This is a genomic window from bacterium, assembly GCA_035281585.1.
In the GTDB taxonomy this organism is placed as follows: Bacteria; UBA10199; UBA10199; order DSSB01; family DSSB01; genus DATEDP01.
Map to the genome: position 1 here is coordinate 25,788 of DATEDP010000113.1, position 20,752 is coordinate 46,539.

Here is a 20,752-nt window from a genome sequence, read left to right on the forward strand (position 1 = left end):
TCAATCAATTCGGGCGCTTGGCCTTCAAGCTCGATTTCCATTCGATACGCTCGGCTCGGCGCCTTTGGCCTTCTTCAAATCGGCGTTTTTCGTCGGGCGTTTCGGGCAGGACCTGGGGGATATCGCAGGGCCGGCCGGCCTCATCCAGGGCCACGAAAGTCATGTAGGCGCTGGCGGTGTGGCGGCGCTCGCCGGTGATGGGATTTTCCGATTCGATCTTGACCCCAATCTCCATCGAGGTCCGGTGAGTGTAGTTGACCGAGGCCTTGAGCACGACGATGTCGCCGAGCTTGATCGGCGAGATGAAGTGCAGCGCGTCCATGCTGGCGGTGACCGTGGCCCGCCGGCAATGGCGGCTGGAGACGATGGCGGCCGCGATGTCGGCCCAGGACATGATCCGTCCGCCGAAGATGGTGCCGAGAGCGTTGGTGTCGCTGGGCAAGACCAGGTGGGTGAATTCGGCGGAGGAGGCGGAGACGGGTTTGGCTTCCATGCGGGCTCCTGTGCGGCGCCGCTTATTTTCCGCGAATCAAGTTGACCGCGCAAAGAAATCCGAAGAAACCGGCGCCGTAATAGGCCCATTCGTAATGGGAAATCCCTTGTTTTTGCAAGAGGTATCCCAGGTTGAGCCCGCCCAGGGCGAGAAAGATATAGCTCAAGCGGTGGAGGGCGGAGCGCAGTCCGAGCGCGTCGCGGCTCGCGGTCTTCGAGACCACCGCCAGCTCGCCCTTGTTGAGCAAGCGGAGCGTCCGCTCCAGCTCGGTCGGCAGCTTGAGATAGCCGAGCAGGACTTCCTTGACCACGTCGAGCACCAGGTCGGCGAAGGTTCGGTCCTTCCCGAGGACGAACTTCTCGGCGTAAGGGATGATGATCGAGACCGGGTTCAAGTCGGAGTCGAGGTGGGTCGTCAGTCCGACCAGCAGGATCAGGCTTCGTTCGAGCAAGGCCCAATCCTTGGGCACGTTGAAGGTGTTGAAGAGGTCCTTCAGCGAAATGTCGAGCTTGCGGAATTCGAGGACGTCCTCGAGCCGCTGGAATTTGCTGAACTGGAGGCTCTTGATCTCCTCGAGGTCGAGGTCCTTGAGCCTTTCGTAGAAGAACTCGACGATCTTGTCGAAGACCGCCTCATCCTGGGTTTTGGCGATGAAGCCCATGTCCTTCATCGCCTGGCTGATCACCTGGTTGTCGCGCTTGATGATGCCTTCGAAGAACTTGGCGATGCCCTTGCGCATCGGCTCGGAGATTCGGGCCACCGCGCCGAAATCCATCATGATGATCTTGGGCACCAGCCGCTTCTCACGAAAAACCCGCGGGGCCTCGCCCTCGTTTTCGGCCTCGACTTGGACCTCGACCTCTTCCTCCGCCGCCTGGACCAGGAAATTTCCGGGATGGGGGTCGGCGTGATAGACGCCGTCGAGAAAGATCTGCTTGCAGTAGGCGTGGATCAGCTTGGTCGCGACGTCGCGGGGCTCGAGGCCGAGCTCGCGCAGCGCCTTGACGTTGCGGATCTTCACCCCCTCCATGAATTCCAGAGTCAGGACCCGCGAGGTCGAGAGCCCCCAATGGACCTTGGGGAAGAGCAGGTCCTTCTCGGCGGCGAAATTCTGGGCCAGCAGCTCGAGGTTCCCGCCTTCCTTCTTGAAGTCGAGCTCGTCCAGGACCACCTCGCGGATCTCGGCGTAGGTCTTCTTCAACCCATACTGCGGGAAGATCAGATGGAGCAGGGAGAAGATCCGTTTCAGCGCCTTGAGGTCGATGCGGACCGTTTCCTCGATGTCGGGGTACTGCACCTTGACCGCCAGCTTGCGGCCCTCGGCGCTCCAGGCGGCATGGACCTGGCCGAGCGAGGCGCTGGCGATGGCTTGGCGTTCGAAGCGGGCGAAGAAGGCCTCCGGCGGCTTGCCGAACTCTTCGCGAAAGCGGCGTTCGATTTCGGAGTAGGGCGCCGGCGGCACCGAGTCTTGGAGGCCCTCCAACTCCTCGGTATAGGCCTTGGGCAGAAAATGGGTCATGATGCTGATCATCTGCCCGACTTTGATAAAGAGGCCTTTCCACTCCAAGATGCTGGCCTTGATCTGGCGGGCACTCTTGAGGTGGGTTGCTTGCCAGCGCGATTCCAGCCGGGTTTCGCCGAAGACCTTGCTCAGCAAGACCAGGCTCAGGTAACGGGTCAGCACCGTGAGGGTCAGCCAGTAGACCTTAAGGAATCGGATGCGGCTGGGTTTTGCCGAGGCCATGTCCATGATGCTCCGCGCCGGACATTACCCAAGCGCTAGGAGCCCGGCAAGCGGATGTGCTAGGGTTTTTCTTATGCTGATCCATGTGAACGCCATCCCCGAGGAGGGGCAAATCCTGGAGCTGAATCGCGAGGCCGGCTGGTTTCCGGGACTGATCCGCCGGAAGTTCCCCGATTTGAACCCCGAAGCCGAATCGGCCGAGGGCGAAATCGAGATCCACAAGACCATGCAGAACATCTCGCTGGCCGGCGGCCTCCGCCTTCGCTTGAAGCCGGTCTGCGCCCGCTGCGGCCAAGCCTTCGAAGCCGACTTGGAAATCCCGATCCAGCGCCACTTGGTCCCCTATTTCGCCGGTCCCCGCGAGGAGCTGCTCAGCGAGGAGGAGGAGATCGAGCTCAGCGCCGAGGACCTCGATTTCAGCTTTTACCACGGCGAGGAGATCGACCTGGGCGAGATATTGGGCGAGGAGATCACCCTAGCCCTGCCGATGCGCTTTCTCTGCCGCGAGGATTGCAGGGGGCTTTGCCCGCGCTGCGGCCAGAACCTCAATCAAGGCGACTGCTCTTGCGACCAGCGGGACGAGTTTTCCCCCTTTTCGGCCCTCAAGGACTTGAAATTGAAATCCTAAAAAACACTTGGAATCCGGGCCTTTCTTCGTTAAACCGGCGCCGTGCACTCAAGGGGCGAGATCCATCTCAACACCGGAGAGAGACTATGAAATTGACGTTGAAAACGCTGGTGGCTGCCCTGGCATTCGCTTCGGCCGGAGCGACGGTTCAAGCCCAAACCTTGTTTCAAAACAGCAACGGACCCTGCGAGTTCGAGCCGGTGATCTGCGCCAGCGACGCATGCACTTCTTTTCCCGATGCCCTGAGCCTCGCTTGCCGCTTCATCAATGAGGACGAGACTTTCAGCGGCGCCGACTTCAACGGCGACGGTTTCGCCGACTGCGTGGCGCTTCGGCCCGAGACTTCCTCAGCCCCGACACCCAACCTGAGTGTCCTGATCAACCGGGCGGCGGGAGCCACCGCGTGCGAGCCGGGACCGGGCGATCAATTCAACACCTCGCTCGACTACGATCTGAGCGTGCTCGACGAGGATTCGGGCAACGTCGTTGCCGGGAACTTGGACAGCGGCAACGCCGATATCGGGGTCGCCTCGACGGAAACCGACGAGCTGCTCCAAGTCCTCAATCCGGGAGCCGGCTTTGGACCCGACGGCAGCATCCTGGTGCCGGTGGGAGCCGATTACGCCCTGGCCGGACGATTCCAAGAGGTTCCCAACGTTTTTTCGGGGGAACGCAATACGGCGCTTTTTGACTGCAATGGCGATGACGCGCTCGACGCGGTGGTGTTGGTGGAGGACCAGACGCCGGAAGCCAGCCCGATCGCCTCGGCCCGAATCAACATCCTGCGAAACAACGGATCGGGCCTGCAAAATTTGGCCGGGGCCGCCGACTCGGTGCCGCTCAACGTCTTCTGGAGCCCCGCCGGCGGGGGTGAATTCTTGGACAACGCCACCTTGACCATCGGCGATTTCGACAACGACGGCGACCTGGACGTCGCCGCCGCCATCGACGTGCACAACGACAGCGGTCCGACCGAGCAGGTGGTCAACGTTTGCCTCAATAACGGCTCTTGCGGCTTCACCTGCGACGACCCGCCGACCATCGACCTGTTTGCCGCTCATCCCGGCGACAATCCCGAGCCGTCTTCGGTCGAGGCCGGGGACTTCAATGGCGACAACAACACCGACCTCGTCGTCGCGATGCCCGAGCTGACTTTGCCGACTCCGGCGCCCCAGGGCTTGCAGTATTATTTTGGCGACGGGACCGGGAATTTTCCCAACACCCAATTCGTCGGCTATCCCCTTGCCGGGGTCCTAAGCTTGGATCTTAGCGCCCTCAGCACCGGCTGCTACAATAACGACAACGTCCGCGATGTGGCGGTAGTCTCGACCGACGCCGAAAGCCTCTTCAACAACGTCGGAGTCTTCACTTCCGATGGCTCGGGTGGATTGAATTCTCCGATCGCCCTCATTATCGGCGGCACCTTCGCCGATGGAATCGACACCGCCGATTTCGACCAAGCCGGCGGCGATGACATTATGGTGCTAGCCGACATTCCGCCCGGTCCCGACCGGAATGCCGTCATCTTCATGAACGGCTTGGAAACGGTGGGCGCCATTGCCGGTGCCGATCAGACGGCGGACTTGAACCAGGCCGTCGCCGTCTCCGGCGCCAGCTGCACCGTGACCCCGGAGATCACCCAGCCTTTTTCGGATCCGGCCAGCTTCGAGGTGATCTGGACAGTCAACCCGGCCGCCGGCGCGACCTTGAGCGGCGCCGATACCTTGACCCCGACCTTCACCGCGACCGCCCCGGGCGCTTACACCTTGACCTTGAGCTGCCGCACTCGCTGCACCACCATCGTCACCGACACCAAGACGGTCACGGCCGGAGGGATTCCGGTTCCCACGCCCACGCCGACGCCAACGCCGGTCCTCACCCAAGGTGGGTGCCTGGCCGATTTGAGCCCGACCGCCGCCAGGCCCTCGGTTTGGGCTTGGATCGGGGCTGGCTTGAGCCTGGGCGGCGCCTGGCTTCAGGGCCGGCGGCGGAAGCTAAAAACCCGTTAATTTTGCTTGTGTTCTGGGATCGCCTTTTTTAAAACAAGGCCTGATTTCCCCGAGGAAAAGGAGCCCATGGGTCTGTTCTTTCGCCAGCACGGACGTTCGCTAAGCTATACCCTGTTGCCGGTCCTTTTCCTGCTGCTGTCGGTTCTCTTCATTCAGTTCACTCCTCGTTCCTCCCAATCGGTTCCGGGGGACGCTTGCAATGGGGATTCCGACTGTTGCACCACCAGCGGCTGCTCGGAAATCTGCCTCGACGGCATCTGCGAGCCGACCAACGTCGGCTGCGAAGACGGCGACGTCTTCTTTGCCGCCGACGGCGAATGCATTTGCCTCATCGACGGTGAGGAGGTCGGGAAGTGCATCCAATGCGCCACCGACCAGATCTTCTTCGACGGCCTTTGCGGCAGCCTCTGCGTCGCCGGCGAAGATCCCAGCGCCACCGGCTGCATCGACACCCAAGGCGGCTGCCTTGCAAGCTTGAGCGGAAAGGGAAATATGCGAATCGGACAACATTGGCTATGGGGGATGATCCTGATGCTACCGATCTTCTATTTGACTCGGCGAATGGCTAAGAAGGGCCTGGCCCTGGCCTTGTTACTGGGTTTGAGCGCCGTGAGTTTCCAGGCCCAGGCCCTGACGACCTCCTTCTCGGTCAATACCTTCAACCCGACGGTCGACGATTCGGACTACTTCACGATCTACAGCTCGCCGACCATGCTCCAGCGTAATTTCCACGTCGGCTTCTATCTGGATTACGCTCACCAGCCCTATGAGTTCGGCAACGCCGATTTCGACCGGACCGCCGGCGTCGTCGATCACCTGCTGACCGGCAACATCGTCGGCAGCGTCGGCGTCCTCGACTGGATGACCGTCGGATTGCAGATCCCGATTTATTTCTGGGAAGGGCTCCGCGCTCCCGTCATCCTGGGCGGCGACGAAAACAACTTCGACATCGGCGACATCCAGCTGGTCCTGAAGTTCCGGCTCCTCGACCGCGAGACCAAGCATGTCGGCATCGCGATCCTGCCTTTCATTTACTTCCCGACCTCCTCGGGCGCTTCGGATTTTCTGGGCAACGGCAGCTTCGCCGGCGGCGCCAAGGTCGTCATCGACGGCAAGATCAAGGATCGGGTGACCCTGGCCCTCAACGTCGGCTACCTCGCCCGCGACCGGGTGGTCGACATCGGCGGAAACGTGCTGAACGACCAATTCCTGGCCGGCTTCGGCATCAGCGTCGACATCCTCAAGGAGCGCCTGAAGTTCATCGGTGAGGTCGACATGGCCACGGTGACCAGCGACTTCTTCACCCGCCGGACGACGCCGGCCGAGGCGCGGGGCGGCTTCCGCTACACCTGGGCCAAGAACCACGACATCAACGCCGGCGCCGGCTTCGGCCTCAGCAACGGCATCGGCAGCCCCGACTACCGGCTCTTCGTCGGCTACACCTACACCAAGCGGCCGGTGGCCGACGTGACCGCGCCGCCGCCCGAGATCTCCGAAGTCCAGGTCGGCGACGAATTGACCGCCCAAGACAAAATCTACTTCGAATTCGACAAGGCGGTGATCCGCGACATCAGCAAGCCGACCTTGGATAAGATCGCCGGCTTCATGAAAGCCCACCCCGAGATCACCAAGGTCAAGATCGACGGCTACACCTGCGACCTTGGCACCAATCGTTACAATGATCGTCTATCCCAACGCCGGGCTCAGGCCGCCGCGACGTACCTTGAAGGGCAAGGCATCGATCCGAGCCGCATCGGGACGGTGACCGGCTTCGGCGAGGCCAACCCGCTGGTGCCCAACACCGACGAGCCTAACCGCGAGCAGAACCGCCGCGTGCAGATCTTCGTCGAGTCGGTCAGTCGCTAGTATTTTCAAAAAGGGCTCGGGCAAAATCAGGTAAGGAATAGCGCCATGCGAATCCTCTTGCGCAGGATGGCCATCATCCTGGTATGTTCTCTCGTCTTTGCCGGAACCAAAGCCCAAGCGGCCCCCGGCAACCTCGATTTCAATTTCGGGATCCAGGGCCTGGTTCTCACCGATCCCCACGACATTTTGACCGGGACACCGGGGATTAACGCCGCTCTCGCGGTGGCGATCCATCCGCCGGGCGACCCCAACGAGGGGAAGATCGTCGCCGTGGGCTTCACTCAAACGGCCGTCCACGACTTCACCCTGGCCCGTTACAACCCTGACGGTTCGCTCGATACCTCTTTCGGAACCAACGGAGTGATCGAAACCGATATCGCCGGCGATGATTTGGCAACGGCGGCCCTGATCTATCCGCCCGGGGATCCCAACGCCGGCAAGATCCTGGCGGCTGGAACCTCCATCGAGGACCCGCCGAACAGCTTCGCCTTGGCTCGCTACTGTCCCAATGGAGCTTTGGACGATGGCGCGAACTGCGGCGATCAGGCTTTTGGCAGCGGCGGAACGGTGACCACCGAGCTCGGCAGCGGCGACAGCCGAGTCCTGGGACTGGCATTTCAGGCCGACGGCAAGATTGTGGCCGCCGGCTATTCCGAAGCCGACGGCACCCGCGATTTCGCCTTGGCCCGTTACAACTCCGACGGATCCTTGGACGGCACTTTCAATCCCGCGGGATCGCCGCCCGGGACGGTCCTGACCGACTTCGCCGGCGGTGCCGACGAGGCCCGCGGCGTGGCGGTCTATCCGGCGGGCGATGCGAATGAAGGCAAAATCCTTGCCGCCGGCTTCGCCACCGAGGGCGAGGAGAACCTGGCCTTTGCGCGCTATTGCCCCGACGGCAGCCTCGATTCCGGAAGCTGTGGCGGCAGCGCCTTCAACTCGACCGGCGAGCGGGTGATCGATGTCGGGGATGCCGATCAATTGACGTCGCTGGCGCTTCAAGCCGACGGCAAGGCGGTCGGCGCCGGCTTCGCCAACAACGGCAGCGACGATGATGTCGTCCTGGTTCGAGTTTGCGGCGACGGCAGCCTGGACGACGGCTCGGCCTGCGGCGCCGGTTTCGGCAGCGGCGGCATCGTCGTCACCGAAGCGATCGACGGCAGCGCCGACAAAGCCAATGCCTTGGCCATCCAAGCCGACGGCAAGATCTTGGCGGCCGGCTCCTCCGACGCCAACGGCTTCGGCGACGATTTCGCACTTTTGCGCTATGGCAGCGGAGGGGATCTCGACTTCGGCTTCGGCCAAGCCGGAATCGTCCTCCAGGATTTTTCCTGCCTCTGCAGCGATTCGGCCGCGCGATCGATGGCCCTTCAGACCGATGGTAAAATCGTCCTTTCCGGAGCCTCCGATGCCGGTTCGGCCAGCGCCTTCAATAATTTCGCCTTGGCCCGCTTCCTCGGCGACAGCGCCGAGCCCTTCACGCCGACCGCCGATTTGGCGGTGACGCTCTCGGCCGATCCGGCCGATGCGCAGAGCGGGGACTTGGTAACCTTCACCGCGGTGGTGACCAACCAAGGGCCGGATGCGGTTTCCGAGGTGACGCTGAGCACCTTATTGCTCGGATCATTCAGCGGGCTGGCGGCCGCTCCCGAAACCTGCACGATCGGCGAGGGTGCGGTGAGCTGTGCCTTGGGCGAGCTGGACAACGGAGCCTCGGCGACGGTCACCTTGAACCTCAAGGTCGCGGCCTTGCCCTTCAGCCTCGTTTCCACTGTGAGCGGGAGCGTGATCGATTCGAACAACGCCAACAATCAGGCGGCCCTGACGTTGGTGAATCCAGGCGAGGGTGGGGGCGACGGAGGTTGCCGCTTGAATCCCAGGGGCGACGCTAAGGCGAGCCCGGTCTGGCTGGGGCTTCTATTCACGATTTCTTTGCTGCTTTGGGCCCGAAAACTTATCCCCCTTTGAAAAAGGGGGATCAAGGGGGATTTAAAGCGGTCGCTGGAGGAAAAAGCCTAGGAATCGAAGCTCATTGCGTTGCAACGTCTTTAAATCCCCTCAGCCCCCCTTTTTCAAAGGGGGTAAGGTCGCAAAAGAATTTTTCATCGGCGATTATTTCAGCAGCAGCATCACCAATCCCACTAAGGCGACCACGCCGACCAAGATGCCGGCGAGGATCATGAGCTTCTCCATCGTGGAGAAGCCGGGTTTGCCTCCGGCGGCCGACGCTGCGGCCGACGCCGCAGTGGGGGCGGAGGTCGGAGCTGGGGCCGGCGCCGCCTCGGGCGGCGGGGCAGGGGGCATATCGGGTGGCGGTTGAGCGGCCTCTTCGGCCTCGAGCTTTTCCTTTTCCAAAGCCGCTTGGACCGCCTTGGCTTCGGCTTCTTGGCGGGCTCGCTCCTCTTCCTCGCGCTTCTTGGCGGCTCGCTCTTCTTCCAATTGCTTCTGGGCCAGGATCTCGGCCTCGCGCATCGCGGCTTCGCGTTTCTTCTTGGAGATTTCCTGGCTGATCATCTCGAGGTTGACGTCCTTGGGATTGCGGTAGAGCAGCTTCACCGTCCCCAGCATCACCTTGTCGCCGTCGCGGAGCAGTTTCTCCTCAACCCGGTCGTTGTTGACGAAGGTCCCGTTCTTGCTTTGGAGGTCGACGATGACGATGCCGCCCCATTTGCGCTCGAGCTTGACGTGCTGGCGGCTGATGACGTTCTCGTCGATGGTCAGGTCGGCGGCGCTGTCGCGGCCGATGATGAATTCTTGCTTGCTCTCGGGCAGAGGGAGCTTCTTGCCGGCGGCGACGCCGTTCAGGACTTCGAGGCTCGGCGTCTCGTCGGTGTCGAGCGCCTTCATCATCTTCTTGATCAGCTTGATCTCGAGGATGTCGGTGTCGGTGTCTTCCTCCACCGGGTGGTCCATGCTGTCCTCGGTGAGGAGGAAGCGGATCTCGTAGTCCTCGATCCGGATCAAGTCGCCGGAGCGGAGGAGATTCTTCTCCAAGGGCTTGATCTTTTGATTGTTGAGGAAGGTCCCGTTTCCGCTCTTGAGGTCGGAGAGGAAGTAATCGGCGTCCTCCCGGACGATCTCGGCGTGGCGCCGCGAGACCGACTTGATCGGCAGCTCGATGTCGCAGGTGTTGATCCGGCCGAAGACGATGCTGTCCTGGGGCAGCGTGTACTCCTGCTCTTCCTGCGTCTTGGTATTTTGGATGATCAGCTTGGGCATCGGACGTTATTAAGCGGAGCCGAGTCTACTTGCACTTCCCGTTTTGGGCGATGATTTTTTGCGCGGCGTCGACCGAAGCCTGCAAATCTTGGGGCGCCACCTTGGTGAACTTGCAAAGGTAGTCGACGGCCGAGGCGGTGTTCCCGCTCTGGAGCTGGATGGCTCCCAGGCCGAAGAGGGCCCGGGGATAGTTGGCGTCGATGCTGAGGGTTTTTTGATACCACTCGGAGGCGCTGGTCGTGTCGCCCATCCGCAGGTAGACGTAGCCCAGGTTGTAGGCCGCATCGGCGTAGTTCGGCACCGCTCGGACCAGCGAGCTATAGTAATTGATCGATTCCCGGTAGATCGGCATGGCGGCGTCCAGGCCGCTGCGGCCGCGGACGTCCTCGGCTTGGCTGAACTTGGCGTAGGCCAGGTTGAAGAGGATCCGGGGATTGTTGGGGTCGGCTTGGCGGGCGAGCGAAAGCTCCTTTTCGGCCAGGACGTAGTTCTTCTCCTGGATGTAATAGAGGCCCATGTCGAGATGAGAAGAGGTGGCCTGGGGATTGGCCTGCATGGCCTTGTTGAAGGCGAATTGGGCCCGGTTGTTATCCCCTTTTTGCAGGTAGAGTGCGCCCAGCTCCTTCCAGGCATTGGCCGCCGAAGGTTGGATTTCCAGGGCGACTTTGTAGCGAATGATCGCCTCGTCCAGCTTCCCCTGGGCTTTGTACATGTTGCCTAGCTCGAGATTGGCCAAATAGTGGCGAGAATTGGCTTCGGTGGCGAGCCGGAAAGCCTGCTCGCCGTCGGCATAATAAGATTTATTCCCGGTTTTCCGAGCCAGCTCCCGAAGGATGATGCCCTTGTTGTAGTAGGCATCGGCAAATTTCTTGTCTTTTTTGATCGCCTTGTTGGCCCATTCCAAGGCCTGATTGTAATCCTCCAGCGTGTAGTAGAGCGAAGCCATGTGGTTGTAAGGCGAGGGGTAGTCGCCGTCGATCTTGATGGAGCGGAGCAGGGCCTCCTTCGCCTGGTCGTACTTTTTCAAGTACATATAGGTGATTCCCATGTTGTTCCAAGCTTCGGTATACTCAGGCGAAATCTCGGTGGCGGTCTTGAATTCGAACAACGCCTTTTCAGGATCGGCGATATTGAGGTAGCTCACACCTTGGTTGTTATGGAAAACGGCTTGATCCAGCGGGCGAACGACATAACGCGCTGTGACAATGGTTGGAAAAAAAAGGATGAGCGCGAAGAGAGGCACGGCTAGAATCGGGGATAAGCGGGTCACAAAAGCACTCCTACACACGCATTACGCGCGGGACAAGCTTAACGATTGTAGTTTATTTCTTTGCAATATCAAGATTTTATGCTACCCGCCCCGCATAAACAGAGGAAAAAATGAAGGGTCCTTATAAAAGCGGCGCTGAAGAGAACACTTTCATCAAGGCCTATGACGACATCGAGCGCACGTCGAAAGGACCCATGCGAGGTCCTGAGGCCTATCCCCTGTTGGAAATCGTTCAGGGGCCCAAGCAGGGTGCCTGGTTCACCGTCGCCTATCAAAAAGAGCTGACTCTCGGCCGAGCTTCCACCAATAGCATCATGCTGGAGGACAATAGCGTCTCCCGCTCCCACGCCGTTTTGCAATCGACCGGCCATGGCTTCACGGTGCGCGACATCGGCTCGCGCAACGGAACCTTCCTCAACAATAAAAAGATTCAAGGCGAGATGCCGGTCAAGCACATGGATACGATCAAGGTGGGCATCTACACTTTGCGTTTCCTGGAGGAGCCCTCCGACGAGCCCTTCGAAGGCGAGGCCAAGGAAGAGCATACGCCGCATACCGAGTCCCCGGCGGCGCCGGGCCCCGACGCTTCGGCCGCCGAATTGCTGGCCGACCTGCCGGAGCCGGAGCCCGAACCGGAGCCGATCGTGCCGATGGGTCTCGAGATCGAGCAGCCCGAGGAGCGAATCATCCCGCAAGAACAGGCCGTCGTTCCGCAAGCCGCGGCGCCGATGGTGCCGGTTCCTCCGGCCGCGACCGCCGCCGCCAAGCCGCCTTCCAAGGCCGCGCGCAATCTTCTTATTCTGTTGGTGATCTTCGGCATCCTGGGCGGGGGCGGATATCTGGCCTACCGGTCGGGCGCCCTGGACAAGCTCAAAGCTTCGCTGGGCGGAGGCAAGACCAAGGTGTCCGAGAAGCCCAAGGCCACCACTCCGGCCGCTCCCAGCGGCGAGAAGCCCAAGGTCCTGACGCCGCCGGCCGAAGCTCCGGCCGGCCAAACCCTGCCGGTCTTCATCGAGGCCGACGCCAAGCCGGTGCCGGCCAAGGTTTTCTATAAAGAGAAAGAGCTGGGCACCACGCCTTTCAAGGTCAGCGTCCAAGTTCCGGTGGGTCAGCCCCAAGAGTTGACCGCCGAGTACTTCCTCGACGGCATCGGCGAGAAGTGGACCGAGAAGCTGAGCTTCCAGGTCCAGAAGCAGGACGAAGTCGTCCCGGCCAACTTCCAAGCCAAGCTCGGCCAATTGAAGGTGAAGGCCCTGCCGAAGAACGGCGAGCTTTATCTCGAGGGCAAATTCCCGCCCGGCGCCACCCAGGCCAAGCCCTTGAAGATCAACAACCTGTCCTTCGAGACGCCGGTTTATTTGCCTTACGGCAGCTATGTGGCCGAGGTTCGGATGCCGGAAACGCTCGAAGGCAGCACCTCGACCGTCAATTCGGTGAAATACCGCCGCGAGTTCGAGATGAGCGCCGCCGCCGCCGAATTCAATCTCGAGGCCAGCGACGAGGCGATCAAGTCCTTCCCGGCTCAGATCAACACCAATCCGCCGGGCGCCGAGGTCTTGGTGGACGGCAAGAAGATGGGCGACACGCCCTTCGCCGGCCAGCTCCCGACCGGCCGGCATAAGCTGACGATCCGCAAGGAAGGCTTCAACGACTTCGAGAAAGAGCTGACCATCGAGCTCAACACGCCTTACACCGCCAACTTCAATTTGGCGACCAGCCCGGCCGGCGAGTTCATCAACAAGGGCCGCCAGCTGCTGAAGGCCGGTCAATACAACGAGGCGGTGTCCAATCTGGCCGAGGCCCTGAAGCGCAATCCGGAGCCGACCGAATTGGCCCAGGTTCACATGCTGCTGGGCCAAGCCTTCCTTAAGACTCAGACCTACGATCAAGCCCTGGCTTATTTCCAAAAGGCCAAGGAAGCGCCGGAATACGAAAAGCAAGCCGACTTGGGCGCGGCCGAGGCTCATGCCGGCCTGGGTCAGAACGACCAGGCCTTGGTCAAGCTGATCAACATCGTGCTCAACACCAAGGACGAGAAGATCAAGAGCGACGCCGAGAGCCTCTATCACAAGATCTCGCCGATGAAATCGGTGCTCTACGTGGCGACCGATCCGGCTGGCGCAGCGCTCAGCATCAATGGCAATCCCATCGGCCAGGCGACGCCGGTGATTCTATCGGACCTTTTGGTCGGCTCTTACCGGGTCAACGTCCAAAAAGACGGTTTCAAGCCCTATGAAACCCGTGTTCAGGTTCCGCTCTCGGCCATCAAGCCTTTGATCGTCAAGCTGCAGCCGGCCCAGTAGGGGCAGCCCTTGCGGCTGCCCGGTCCGCCGAAGACCGCCCGTTTCGGGGCACCCGCAAGGGGCGCCCCTACATTTCCCGATGACATGCTTGACAAAGACAGAGCCCGCTTTTTTAATGATTTCAACACAACCGCCCTCCGCGAGGACTTATGGCCAAAAACAACCAAGAAGAACCCCTGACCGCCGGTTACCCCCGCATCGAAAAGCTGGTGGAGACCGAGGAATTTGACGCAGTGAATAAAAGCTTCGGCGAGTCTTTCGAGGAGCTCCAGAAAGTCGCCAAGAAGAAAAGCGGCTTGGGCCCGGGAAAGGCCGCCAAGAAGGCGATGCGGGCCTATGAGCTGACCATGGATTTATTTAAAGAGCTGCTGAAGCTAAAATATCAAATGATGGAGGTCCTCAAGAAAGAGGCTGGAAAACCCTGATTTTTTTATGGGGAGGCCTCTCCCGCCGCAACTTTGCCTCTCGGCCTCCTCGATAATTGGGGAAGCAAGGTTGGACTTGCTCCAACCGCGCAGCAAATTCGCAAGAATTTGCGAAGTACACGAGCATGGGAAATTGGATTTCCCAGGGGCTTTTTAGGAGGAAGAACCGATGGCCGACACTTATGTGACCAACCAAGGATTTACCCCGATCAACAATCAGACTCGGGAAATGCTTCGCCAAGACGCGAGTTTTCAAAACCGTCAGGACGTGGTGGGCGATCGAGGTTTCGGCAAGGCCCTGGGCATCGCCTCCGACGTCATCAGCATCGCCGGCCCGGCGGCGGGCGCGGCCACTCCGTTCATGGGAATGAAGGGTGGGGCCATCACCAGCGCGGCGCTCTCGACCTTGGGCGGCGGTCAAACCCCCGGCTATGTCCCCCCCGGCCTTTCTTATGGCAGCGGCACCGGCAAGTTCCTGGCCCCTCCAGGCGGGGCTCCCGGTTACCCCGGTGCCGGCGGCGGTAGTCCTATCGCGGGCGGCCTCGGTTCGGCCCCCGGTTATCCCGGCGCTGGCATGCCGGCCGGTGCGGATCAAACCGGCCAGTTCAATAGCCAGATCGATTCGATGATGAACAACAACCTGACCTTCCTGGCTCTCCAGACCAAGGTTCAGAACGTCTCCCAGATGAGCCAGATGATGTCGAACATCGCTAAGACCGATTCCGACGCCAAGCTCAATGCGATTCGTAACGTCCGGGCCTAATGTGGCAAGGCCCGGCTTGGCCGGGCCGCGCAGCGAACTCGTAGAGTTTGCGAAGTCTAGGAATCACGGCTTGGCCGGGCCGCGCAGCAAATTCGCAGAATTTGCGGAGAAAGTAGCAGAAAACACTATAAAATTTTGGGTAAATGGTTATGCTAGCATACCATTTACCCATTTTTTTATCCGAGGTTTCTATGATCCCAGTACCCAGTGAGGACCTGCGCATCCTGCTCGAATCGGGTTATCTTTATCTCGGCATGCAGCGTTACAAAGAGGCCAAGGAAGTCTTCGAAGGCGTTGTCGTATTGGCGCCCAAGAGCGAGGTTCCTTTGGTGGCTTTGGGCAACGTTCACTGCGTCCAAGGCAAGTTCGACCAGGCGATCAAGACCTACGAAGAGGCCTTGGAGGTCGCCCCCGACTCCGCCTTCGCCACCGCCTATTTGGGGGAGGCCCTCTTCTTCAAGGGCCAGAAGGAAAAGGCGGTCACCGTCCTGGAAAAGGCCTCGAAGATGGACCCCAGCGGTAAGTCGGGTGAGTTCGCCCGCTCGCTGCTCGACTTGATCAAGAAGGGCTTCACTCCCGTGGTGCCGCCAAAGAAGTAGGATTGATTTTGATGATGGGAAAACTTTTTCAAGCCTGGGGGCGCAAGCTCCGCTCCGCCGCCATCCTGACGAGCCTCGTTTTCCTCATGACAGCCTGCGGCCAGGAAACCTTGCAGCAAGGCCTCACCGAGCCGGAAGCCAACGAAATACTGGTGGTTCTCTTCCAGCACGGCGTCAACGCCACCAAGGTGATGGCCAGTACCTCTGAGGGCACGACTTACACGATCGGCGTTCCCAAGGACCAAATCCAGAGCGCCCGCCGCATCCTGGTCGAAAACAACCTGCCGCGGGCCAGGGAGCTGGGCTCCGAGGGCATCTGCAAGGAAAAGGGTCTGATTCCGACGCCCGAAGAGGAAAAGTGCCGCAAGCTTCTGGCTAAGAAGGGCGACATCATCAACTCGCTGCAACGGGTGCCGGGCGTGATCGACGCCGATATCGTCCTCAACGTCCCGGAGATCAGCCCCTTCAACACCGAAACCGGGCCCGACAACCGGCCCACCGCTTCGGCGGTGCTGCGGGTGAAGAAAACCCAAGACGGCTACGAAGTCACCGAAGCCCGCATCCAGCAATTCATCTCCAAGTCGGTGGAAAACCTCGACCCGCGCGACGTTTCGGTCATCATCAGCTACCTTCCTTCGCCCCAAGAGGTTTTGAATCAGGGCCCCAAGGCCCCGGCCGGCCCCGGCATCGATGCCAACGCCAAGCTCGCGACCATTGCCGGGCTGGTGATGAAGGTCGAGTCGGTGAAGCGGTTCAAGATCTTCGCGGTCGTGATGCTGGTGCTCCTGCTCGGGGTTTCGGCGGCCCTGATCATCAACGTCATCAAGCTGACTAAGATGCGGCAAGAATTGAAAGTGTCCAAGTTGAACAGCGGTCTTTCCGAGGGAGGCGCCGCGCTGGCCTCACCGCCGCTCCTGGAGGGAGGCAATGCCCCCGCAGCCCAGCTCGCCTCTGGTGAAAAGGCCGCCGCTGCGCAAAAATAACCCTCGGCCCTTTCAAACGAAACTTTCATAGTCGGCGCCACCGATAACTAAATTAGTGGATGCCGAGGATATTGGGAGTTTTTAATGGAATTTCAACCAGTTAACCCGCAAATGATCAACGCGAATATCGCCAATCAGCCTTTGATCCAAACCACCAGCTTGCGTTTGGTCCAAGGCGGCAGCCTGTTGGATAAGCCCACTTTCGGCGAAAAGTTCATGATGGGCCTCAAGAAATTCGGCTCTATTTTCGCCAGCATCGGCTCGAGCATCCTGCGGTTCATGCCTTTTCCCGGCGCTCAAGTCGCGGCCGCCGGTCTCTACGGCGTCGGTCAATTGGCCCAGCGCTCTTACGAAAATCAGGTTGCGAAGCGCCTCAACAATTTGGCCCTGGACGAAGCCGCGGCTCAAACCAGTTTCAACACCATGACTCCTGGTTTCGGCATGTTTGGCAGCCCTGACGTGACCTCTTCGGCTCCGGTCAGCAGTTTCGATCAGCAGAAGCTGGACACGGTGATCACTCGTGAAGCCGCAGCGCGGGAGGGCATCGCTGCGATGTAAAGGAAGGACCTTAGCGGGTCTGTTTTAAGGGAATTTAAGATGAGCAACTCCGTTAGCCGTTTTCCCGAATCGAACGCCTCCGCAGTTCCGGCCACCGATTCCGATGAATCCAAACAAAACCTGAGCACCTCCGCCGAGGCCGCGTTAAAGCTGGTCATCGACAACGCGGGTGCCCGCGAATTTCGCAATGCCGCGGCGTCCCAAGCCTCGCTTCGGGCCCTTCAAGGTCCGCTGGACCGGATCGCCCGCCAAAGGGTCTTCGAGGCCATTGCCCGCAAAGCCTTGGAAAACCCTTCCCATCCCTATTACAAAGCCGGTCCCGAGGCCCGCAACGAGATGATCCGGATGATCACTGACGTCTTGGATCAATCCCACTATCTGAAGCGCTAATCCGAGCCGATTGAGGGGTTCATACCCCAGTCTATTTGCACATTTGGGAATAAGGACTCCACTTGAGCACTTTTGTCGGGGTCATTTTCCAGGTGAGTTCCTTTGATCATCGGCGTAATGTTCAAAAAGTTGTTATAATTCCGTCACTTAATTTTTTTAGATCTCATGCATTTTCCACGCAACCTGTGGCGACGTTCTTGCAGCTTGTTCCGGGTAAGCGAAATGGGTTGATTGGCCCACCATCATTGACTAGGGAGAATTCAGCATGAGTCGAACGGCTACTCAAAGGGCGGTTAAAAAAACTCCAGTAAATCCCACCCCGGCGCCGGTTGCCACCGAAGACCTTCGCGGCCGCGATAGCTTGATCGAACAATACCTGCCTTATGCCACTTCCATTGCCAATAAAGTGGCTCAAACCCTCAGTAATGACGCCGATATCGAAGAAATCATCTGCAACGCCCGCCTAGGCCTCCTGGAAGCCGCCAAGCGCTTCGATCCCAAGTTTAACGTCGATTTTAAGACCTTCGCCTATTACCGCATCAAGGGTGCGATCTATGACGGACTGCGTAAGACCGGCTGGATTCCCCGCTCGCTGTACTCCAAGATCAAGTTCGAGCAAGCCGCCAACGAATACCTTCAGACCATGGCCGACAAGAGCGCCGGCACCAAGCTGAGCGCCGACGAAGAGATCGGCGAGCTCTACGACACCGTCAATTCCCTGGCTTCCATCTACATCATCAGCATCGACGCCAGCGAAGAGACGATGGAAATTGAAGACAAAAAGGCCAATGATATCGAGCATAAGGCCGAGTTCCAGAAGGTGAAGGAATACATGCGGCAGGCCATCGAGGAGCTGCCCGAGAAGGAGCGCAAGCTCATCAAGATGTATTACTTCCAGAACAAGACCCTGGAAGAAGCCGGCCAAAAGCTGGGTCTTTCCAAGTCCTGGACCTCCCGACTCCACGCCCGGGCCCTCGGCCTGCTCTTCAAGAAGATCAGCCTGATCCAGCTCAAGTCCCAGCATCAGCACCGCGCCAATGCCGCGGTCCAAGCTCAGTAAACTCCGATTATTGATAGATTTTGTTTTGGACTGGAAACTTTGCTATAGTGGTGAGACGATAAGATTTCAGAGAAATTTTTGGTGCTAAAAGGAAGTTTATGGACCCGATTTCGATGAATTTGACCCAAACCGCGCTGCAGAACGTCAACACCGGCTCTTCGCCTTTGCCGGCCGGCGGGACTTTCCAAACCGACAAAACCAGCTTTGCCAACTTGCTCGACAGCACGATCGGCGCCCAAAGCAACGCCAACCAAGCTTCCAATGCCAAGCTGATGGAGTTCGTGGACAACTTCGGCGCCGATTCGGTCAGCGGCAACATGAAGTCGATTCCGGCCGGTGAGATCCAAGTCGATGTTGCCCGGGCCGGCGAGATCGAAAAAGCCAGCGCTCCCAAGAGCACCGGCATCCTCGACATGTTCAAAGAGGTCAACACCAACCAGATGAACATGGAGCAGATGATGGAGAGCTTCTTCTCCGGCAGCAAGAAGAGCTTCACCGCTCTGGAGCTGACCCGGATGCAGATGTACGCTCACACCTGCACCGTCAACATGGAAGTCGTCTCCAAGGTCGGCGAAATGGCCAACAAGGCGATCTCGACTCCCTTCAACATGCAGGTTGGTTGATTTAAGATTTTCTATCTTCAAAAGGGCGACCCTTGGGTCGCCCTTTTCTTTTGGCAAAGCCTTTCCACCTGGCTAAGATAAGCGAATGGCCGATCTCCAAGACTTAAGCGAACGTCAGCAAGCCTTTCTCCTCGTCTCCGCTCTCGTTGAAGGCGAGAAGGCTCCGGCCTTGCTCGCCGCCGTCGACGAGTCCAGAAGCCGCGGTCTTGGCGCCGTCCTCGAAAACCTGCTCCAGCAGCCGAAGCGCAACCGCGACGATGAGATCCATCGCCACCTCGCTCGGCTTGGCGCCGAAGGCAAGGTCAACCTCTGGCTCCATGCCGATGGCGGTTGGGTGGTGGAAGCTTTGCGCAACGAGTCGGCCCTCGTCTGGGCCCTGGTGTTCCGGGAGCTGCCCCGCGCCAAGATCGGCCGGGTGCTTTCGGAGCTGCCCAAGGAGATGCGCAAGACGATCAAGGCGATGGCTCATCACGTTCCGGCCAAGCCGATTTGGGCGATGATCAAGCGGAGGATCGAAAGCCGTTTCCCGGCGGTGCCGCGGGAGGTCTGGGATCACTTGGGCGAGTTCGAGAATTTTCGCCAGCTCAACGTCGACCAGTTCTACCAGCTCATGCGGGAGCTCGGGATCAGCGAGATGGCCATCGCCTTCAGCCAAGTCGACCGCGCCGCGACTCGGGCCATCTTGCATCGTTTGGGCGTGGACGAGGCCAAGGAGCTGCGCAGCCGCATCAAGCGGGGCGGGAATTATTCCAAGGATCAGATGCGCGAGGCCCAGATGAACATCCTCTCGCTGGAGGGCGACAAGGTGAAGACCGACGAGCTCACTCTCGAGATCGGCTTCGGGGTCTTCAGCCGGGCCTTCGGCAAGGAACATGAGCCCTTCGCCCCCATTTTCATCTACAAGCTGTCCCCCCGTTACGGTTATGTGCTGAAGCGCTACCTCGATCTGAACATTCCCCGGAACAACCCCGAAAAGGCCCGCCGGGTCCGGGAGCACATCGCCAACTCCCTCGAGCGAATTCGGCCTCAATTCGGGTGATAATCCCATAGGATATCATTGAAATTGGTAGATTCTTTTCGTTAGACTGAAGGGCACCCGTGCGGTGTCATCCAGAAGGACAGGGTCCCCATTCATGGCAAAGATTCTCAAAGGCGAAGACTTCAAAAAACGGCTCAACCTCCAGGACCGGATCGAGTCCGATCTGTCCTCCACCTTCAGCGGGGGGCCTGAAATCGGTGGTGTGATCGACCGGGAGATCCTCGACGCCAGCGATCAGGCCAAGATCATCATTTCCGAGGCCAAGGCCGCAGCCGACAGGATCAAGGCCGAAGCCAAGGAGGTCTTGGGCCAGGTTCAAGAGGAGATGGAAAAGGCCCGCCAGCAGGGCTTCGAGCAGGGCCAGCAGGAAGGGCTGCAACAGGGCCTGGAAATGTTGCAGCGCGTCAAGGAATTGCGCCAAAAGCTCTTCGATGACAATGAGCGGGAGATGGTCAAGCTGATCTTCGAGATCGCTGAAAAGATCATCGGCCGCGAGTTCCGGGAGAACGACAAGGCCATCATGAACGTCATCCGATTGGCGGTCAGCGACGCGGTCGGAGAGAAAATCATCGTCCACGTCAACCCCAAAGACTATGAAAAGGTTAAGAAAAACGAAGAAGAGCTGCTCCAAAAAGTGGAGTCCGGCAAAACTTTGGTGTTCCGGGAAGACGATACCGTAAAGGTGGGGGGCTGCGTGGTGGAAACCGACATCGGCACCATCGACGCTCAATTGGACACTCAGCTCAACGCGATCAAGAAGGCGTTGGCTTTGTAGGTAAG

At 59.6% G+C, this 20,752-nt stretch carries 19 protein-coding genes; 15 read left to right on the forward strand and 4 right to left on the reverse strand.

Annotated features, from left to right (window positions below):
• Positions 1–4: 4 nt before the first annotated feature.
• Positions 5–493: an acyl-CoA thioesterase gene (locus VJR29_09470; GenBank protein HKY63635.1), complete on the reverse strand. Its 489-nt coding sequence runs from the start codon at positions 491–493 to the stop codon at positions 5–7.
• A gap of 22 nt (positions 494–515) precedes the next feature.
• Complete coding sequence (locus VJR29_09475; protein ID HKY63636.1) at positions 516–2,237, reverse strand: AarF/UbiB family protein; 1,722 nt, start codon at positions 2,235–2,237, stop codon at positions 516–518.
• Between the two features lie 73 nt (positions 2,238–2,310).
• Between VJR29_09475 and VJR29_09480 the strand changes: the two genes are divergently transcribed.
• The 4 genes from VJR29_09480 (at position 2,311) to VJR29_09495 (ending at position 8,708) form a co-directional block, all read left to right on the forward strand.
• A complete protein-coding gene (locus VJR29_09480) occupies positions 2,311–2,865 on the forward strand; it encodes a DUF177 domain-containing protein (protein ID HKY63637.1) in 555 nt (184 codons plus the stop codon).
• A gap of 86 nt (positions 2,866–2,951) precedes the next feature.
• Positions 2,952–4,874 (forward strand): FG-GAP-like repeat-containing protein, encoded by a 1,923-nt coding sequence (locus VJR29_09485; GenBank protein HKY63638.1) that lies wholly within the window; start codon positions 2,952–2,954, stop codon positions 4,872–4,874.
• Between the two features lie 66 nt (positions 4,875–4,940).
• Entirely contained in the window at positions 4,941–6,740 is a 1,800-nt protein-coding gene (locus VJR29_09490) for an OmpA family protein (GenBank protein ID HKY63639.1), read from the forward strand.
• 45 nt (positions 6,741–6,785) lie between these two features.
• Positions 6,786–8,708 (forward strand): CARDB domain-containing protein, encoded by a 1,923-nt coding sequence (locus VJR29_09495; GenBank protein HKY63640.1) that lies wholly within the window; start codon positions 6,786–6,788, stop codon positions 8,706–8,708.
• A 144-nt stretch (positions 8,709–8,852) separates the two neighbouring features.
• Here VJR29_09495 and VJR29_09500 read toward each other — a convergent pair whose 3' ends face one another.
• Positions 8,853–9,959: an FHA domain-containing protein gene (locus VJR29_09500; protein HKY63641.1), complete on the reverse strand. Its 1,107-nt coding sequence runs from the start codon at positions 9,957–9,959 to the stop codon at positions 8,853–8,855.
• Positions 9,960–9,984: 25 nt separating this feature from the next.
• Positions 9,985–11,229, reverse strand: a complete 1,245-nt coding sequence (locus VJR29_09505; GenBank protein HKY63642.1) for a tetratricopeptide repeat protein — start codon at positions 11,227–11,229, stop codon at positions 9,985–9,987.
• Between the two features lie 110 nt (positions 11,230–11,339).
• On the opposite strand from VJR29_09505, the gene VJR29_09510 reads away from it, so the two are divergent.
• The 11 genes from VJR29_09510 to VJR29_09560 all read left to right on the forward strand — a co-directional run bounded on the left by VJR29_09510 (position 11,340) and on the right by VJR29_09560 (position 20,747).
• Positions 11,340–13,532, forward strand: coding sequence for a PEGA domain-containing protein (locus tag VJR29_09510; protein ID HKY63643.1), 2,193 nt, complete (start codon positions 11,340–11,342; stop codon positions 13,530–13,532).
• Between the two features lie 149 nt (positions 13,533–13,681).
• Positions 13,682–13,957, forward strand: coding sequence for a hypothetical protein (locus tag VJR29_09515; protein HKY63644.1), 276 nt, complete (start codon positions 13,682–13,684; stop codon positions 13,955–13,957).
• Between the two features lie 169 nt (positions 13,958–14,126).
• On the forward strand, positions 14,127–14,720 hold the full coding sequence (locus tag VJR29_09520; protein ID HKY63645.1) for a hypothetical protein: 594 nt from the start codon (positions 14,127–14,129) through the stop codon (positions 14,718–14,720).
• 191 nt (positions 14,721–14,911) lie between these two features.
• Positions 14,912–15,319, forward strand: a complete 408-nt coding sequence (locus tag VJR29_09525) for a tetratricopeptide repeat protein (protein HKY63646.1) — start codon at positions 14,912–14,914, stop codon at positions 15,317–15,319.
• Positions 15,320–15,330: 11 nt separating this feature from the next.
• Positions 15,331–16,302 carry a hypothetical protein gene (locus VJR29_09530; protein ID HKY63647.1) on the forward strand — a complete coding sequence of 324 codons (972 nt, stop codon included), beginning with the start codon at positions 15,331–15,333 and terminating at the stop codon, positions 16,300–16,302.
• Positions 16,303–16,386: 84 nt separating this feature from the next.
• Positions 16,387–16,860: a hypothetical protein gene (locus tag VJR29_09535; GenBank protein ID HKY63648.1), complete on the forward strand. Its 474-nt coding sequence runs from the start codon at positions 16,387–16,389 to the stop codon at positions 16,858–16,860.
• A gap of 39 nt (positions 16,861–16,899) precedes the next feature.
• Positions 16,900–17,250 (forward strand): hypothetical protein, encoded by a 351-nt coding sequence (locus tag VJR29_09540; protein ID HKY63649.1) that lies wholly within the window; start codon positions 16,900–16,902, stop codon positions 17,248–17,250.
• Between the two features lie 265 nt (positions 17,251–17,515).
• Entirely contained in the window at positions 17,516–18,310 is a 795-nt protein-coding gene (locus VJR29_09545) for a sigma-70 family RNA polymerase sigma factor (GenBank protein HKY63650.1), read from the forward strand.
• A gap of 98 nt (positions 18,311–18,408) precedes the next feature.
• Positions 18,409–18,933, forward strand: coding sequence for a hypothetical protein (locus VJR29_09550; protein ID HKY63651.1), 525 nt, complete (start codon positions 18,409–18,411; stop codon positions 18,931–18,933).
• Between the two features lie 85 nt (positions 18,934–19,018).
• Positions 19,019–19,972: a FliG C-terminal domain-containing protein gene (locus VJR29_09555; GenBank protein HKY63652.1), complete on the forward strand. Its 954-nt coding sequence runs from the start codon at positions 19,019–19,021 to the stop codon at positions 19,970–19,972.
• Positions 19,973–20,066: 94 nt separating this feature from the next.
• The gene (locus VJR29_09560; GenBank protein ID HKY63653.1) at positions 20,067–20,747 is read left to right on the forward strand and encodes a FliH/SctL family protein; all 681 of its coding nucleotides are present in this window, start codon (positions 20,067–20,069) and stop codon (positions 20,745–20,747) included.
• Positions 20,748–20,752 lie beyond the last annotated feature (5 nt).

Coding starts and splice junctions, on each gene's coding strand:
- VJR29_09470 (HKY63635.1), bottom strand. CDS start 493: ATGGAAGCCAAACCCGTCTCCGCCTCCTCCGCCGAATTCACCCACCTG.
- VJR29_09475 (HKY63636.1), bottom strand. CDS start 2,237: ATGGCCTCGGCAAAACCCAGCCGCATCCGATTCCTTAAGGTCTACTGG.
- VJR29_09480 (HKY63637.1), top strand. CDS start 2,311: ATGCTGATCCATGTGAACGCCATCCCCGAGGAGGGGCAAATCCTGGAG.
- VJR29_09485 (HKY63638.1), top strand. CDS start 2,952: ATGAAATTGACGTTGAAAACGCTGGTGGCTGCCCTGGCATTCGCTTCG.
- VJR29_09490 (HKY63639.1), top strand. CDS start 4,941: ATGGGTCTGTTCTTTCGCCAGCACGGACGTTCGCTAAGCTATACCCTG.
- VJR29_09495 (HKY63640.1), top strand. CDS start 6,786: ATGCGAATCCTCTTGCGCAGGATGGCCATCATCCTGGTATGTTCTCTC.
- VJR29_09500 (HKY63641.1), bottom strand. CDS start 9,959: ATGCCCAAGCTGATCATCCAAAATACCAAGACGCAGGAAGAGCAGGAG.
- VJR29_09510 (HKY63643.1), top strand. CDS start 11,340: ATGAAGGGTCCTTATAAAAGCGGCGCTGAAGAGAACACTTTCATCAAG.
- VJR29_09515 (HKY63644.1), top strand. CDS start 13,682: ATGGCCAAAAACAACCAAGAAGAACCCCTGACCGCCGGTTACCCCCGC.
- VJR29_09520 (HKY63645.1), top strand. CDS start 14,127: ATGGCCGACACTTATGTGACCAACCAAGGATTTACCCCGATCAACAAT.
- VJR29_09525 (HKY63646.1), top strand. CDS start 14,912: ATGATCCCAGTACCCAGTGAGGACCTGCGCATCCTGCTCGAATCGGGT.
- VJR29_09530 (HKY63647.1), top strand. CDS start 15,331: ATGATGGGAAAACTTTTTCAAGCCTGGGGGCGCAAGCTCCGCTCCGCC.
- VJR29_09535 (HKY63648.1), top strand. CDS start 16,387: ATGGAATTTCAACCAGTTAACCCGCAAATGATCAACGCGAATATCGCC.
- VJR29_09540 (HKY63649.1), top strand. CDS start 16,900: ATGAGCAACTCCGTTAGCCGTTTTCCCGAATCGAACGCCTCCGCAGTT.
- VJR29_09545 (HKY63650.1), top strand. CDS start 17,516: ATGAGTCGAACGGCTACTCAAAGGGCGGTTAAAAAAACTCCAGTAAAT.
- VJR29_09550 (HKY63651.1), top strand. CDS start 18,409: ATGGACCCGATTTCGATGAATTTGACCCAAACCGCGCTGCAGAACGTC.
- VJR29_09555 (HKY63652.1), top strand. CDS start 19,019: ATGGCCGATCTCCAAGACTTAAGCGAACGTCAGCAAGCCTTTCTCCTC.
- VJR29_09560 (HKY63653.1), top strand. CDS start 20,067: ATGGCAAAGATTCTCAAAGGCGAAGACTTCAAAAAACGGCTCAACCTC.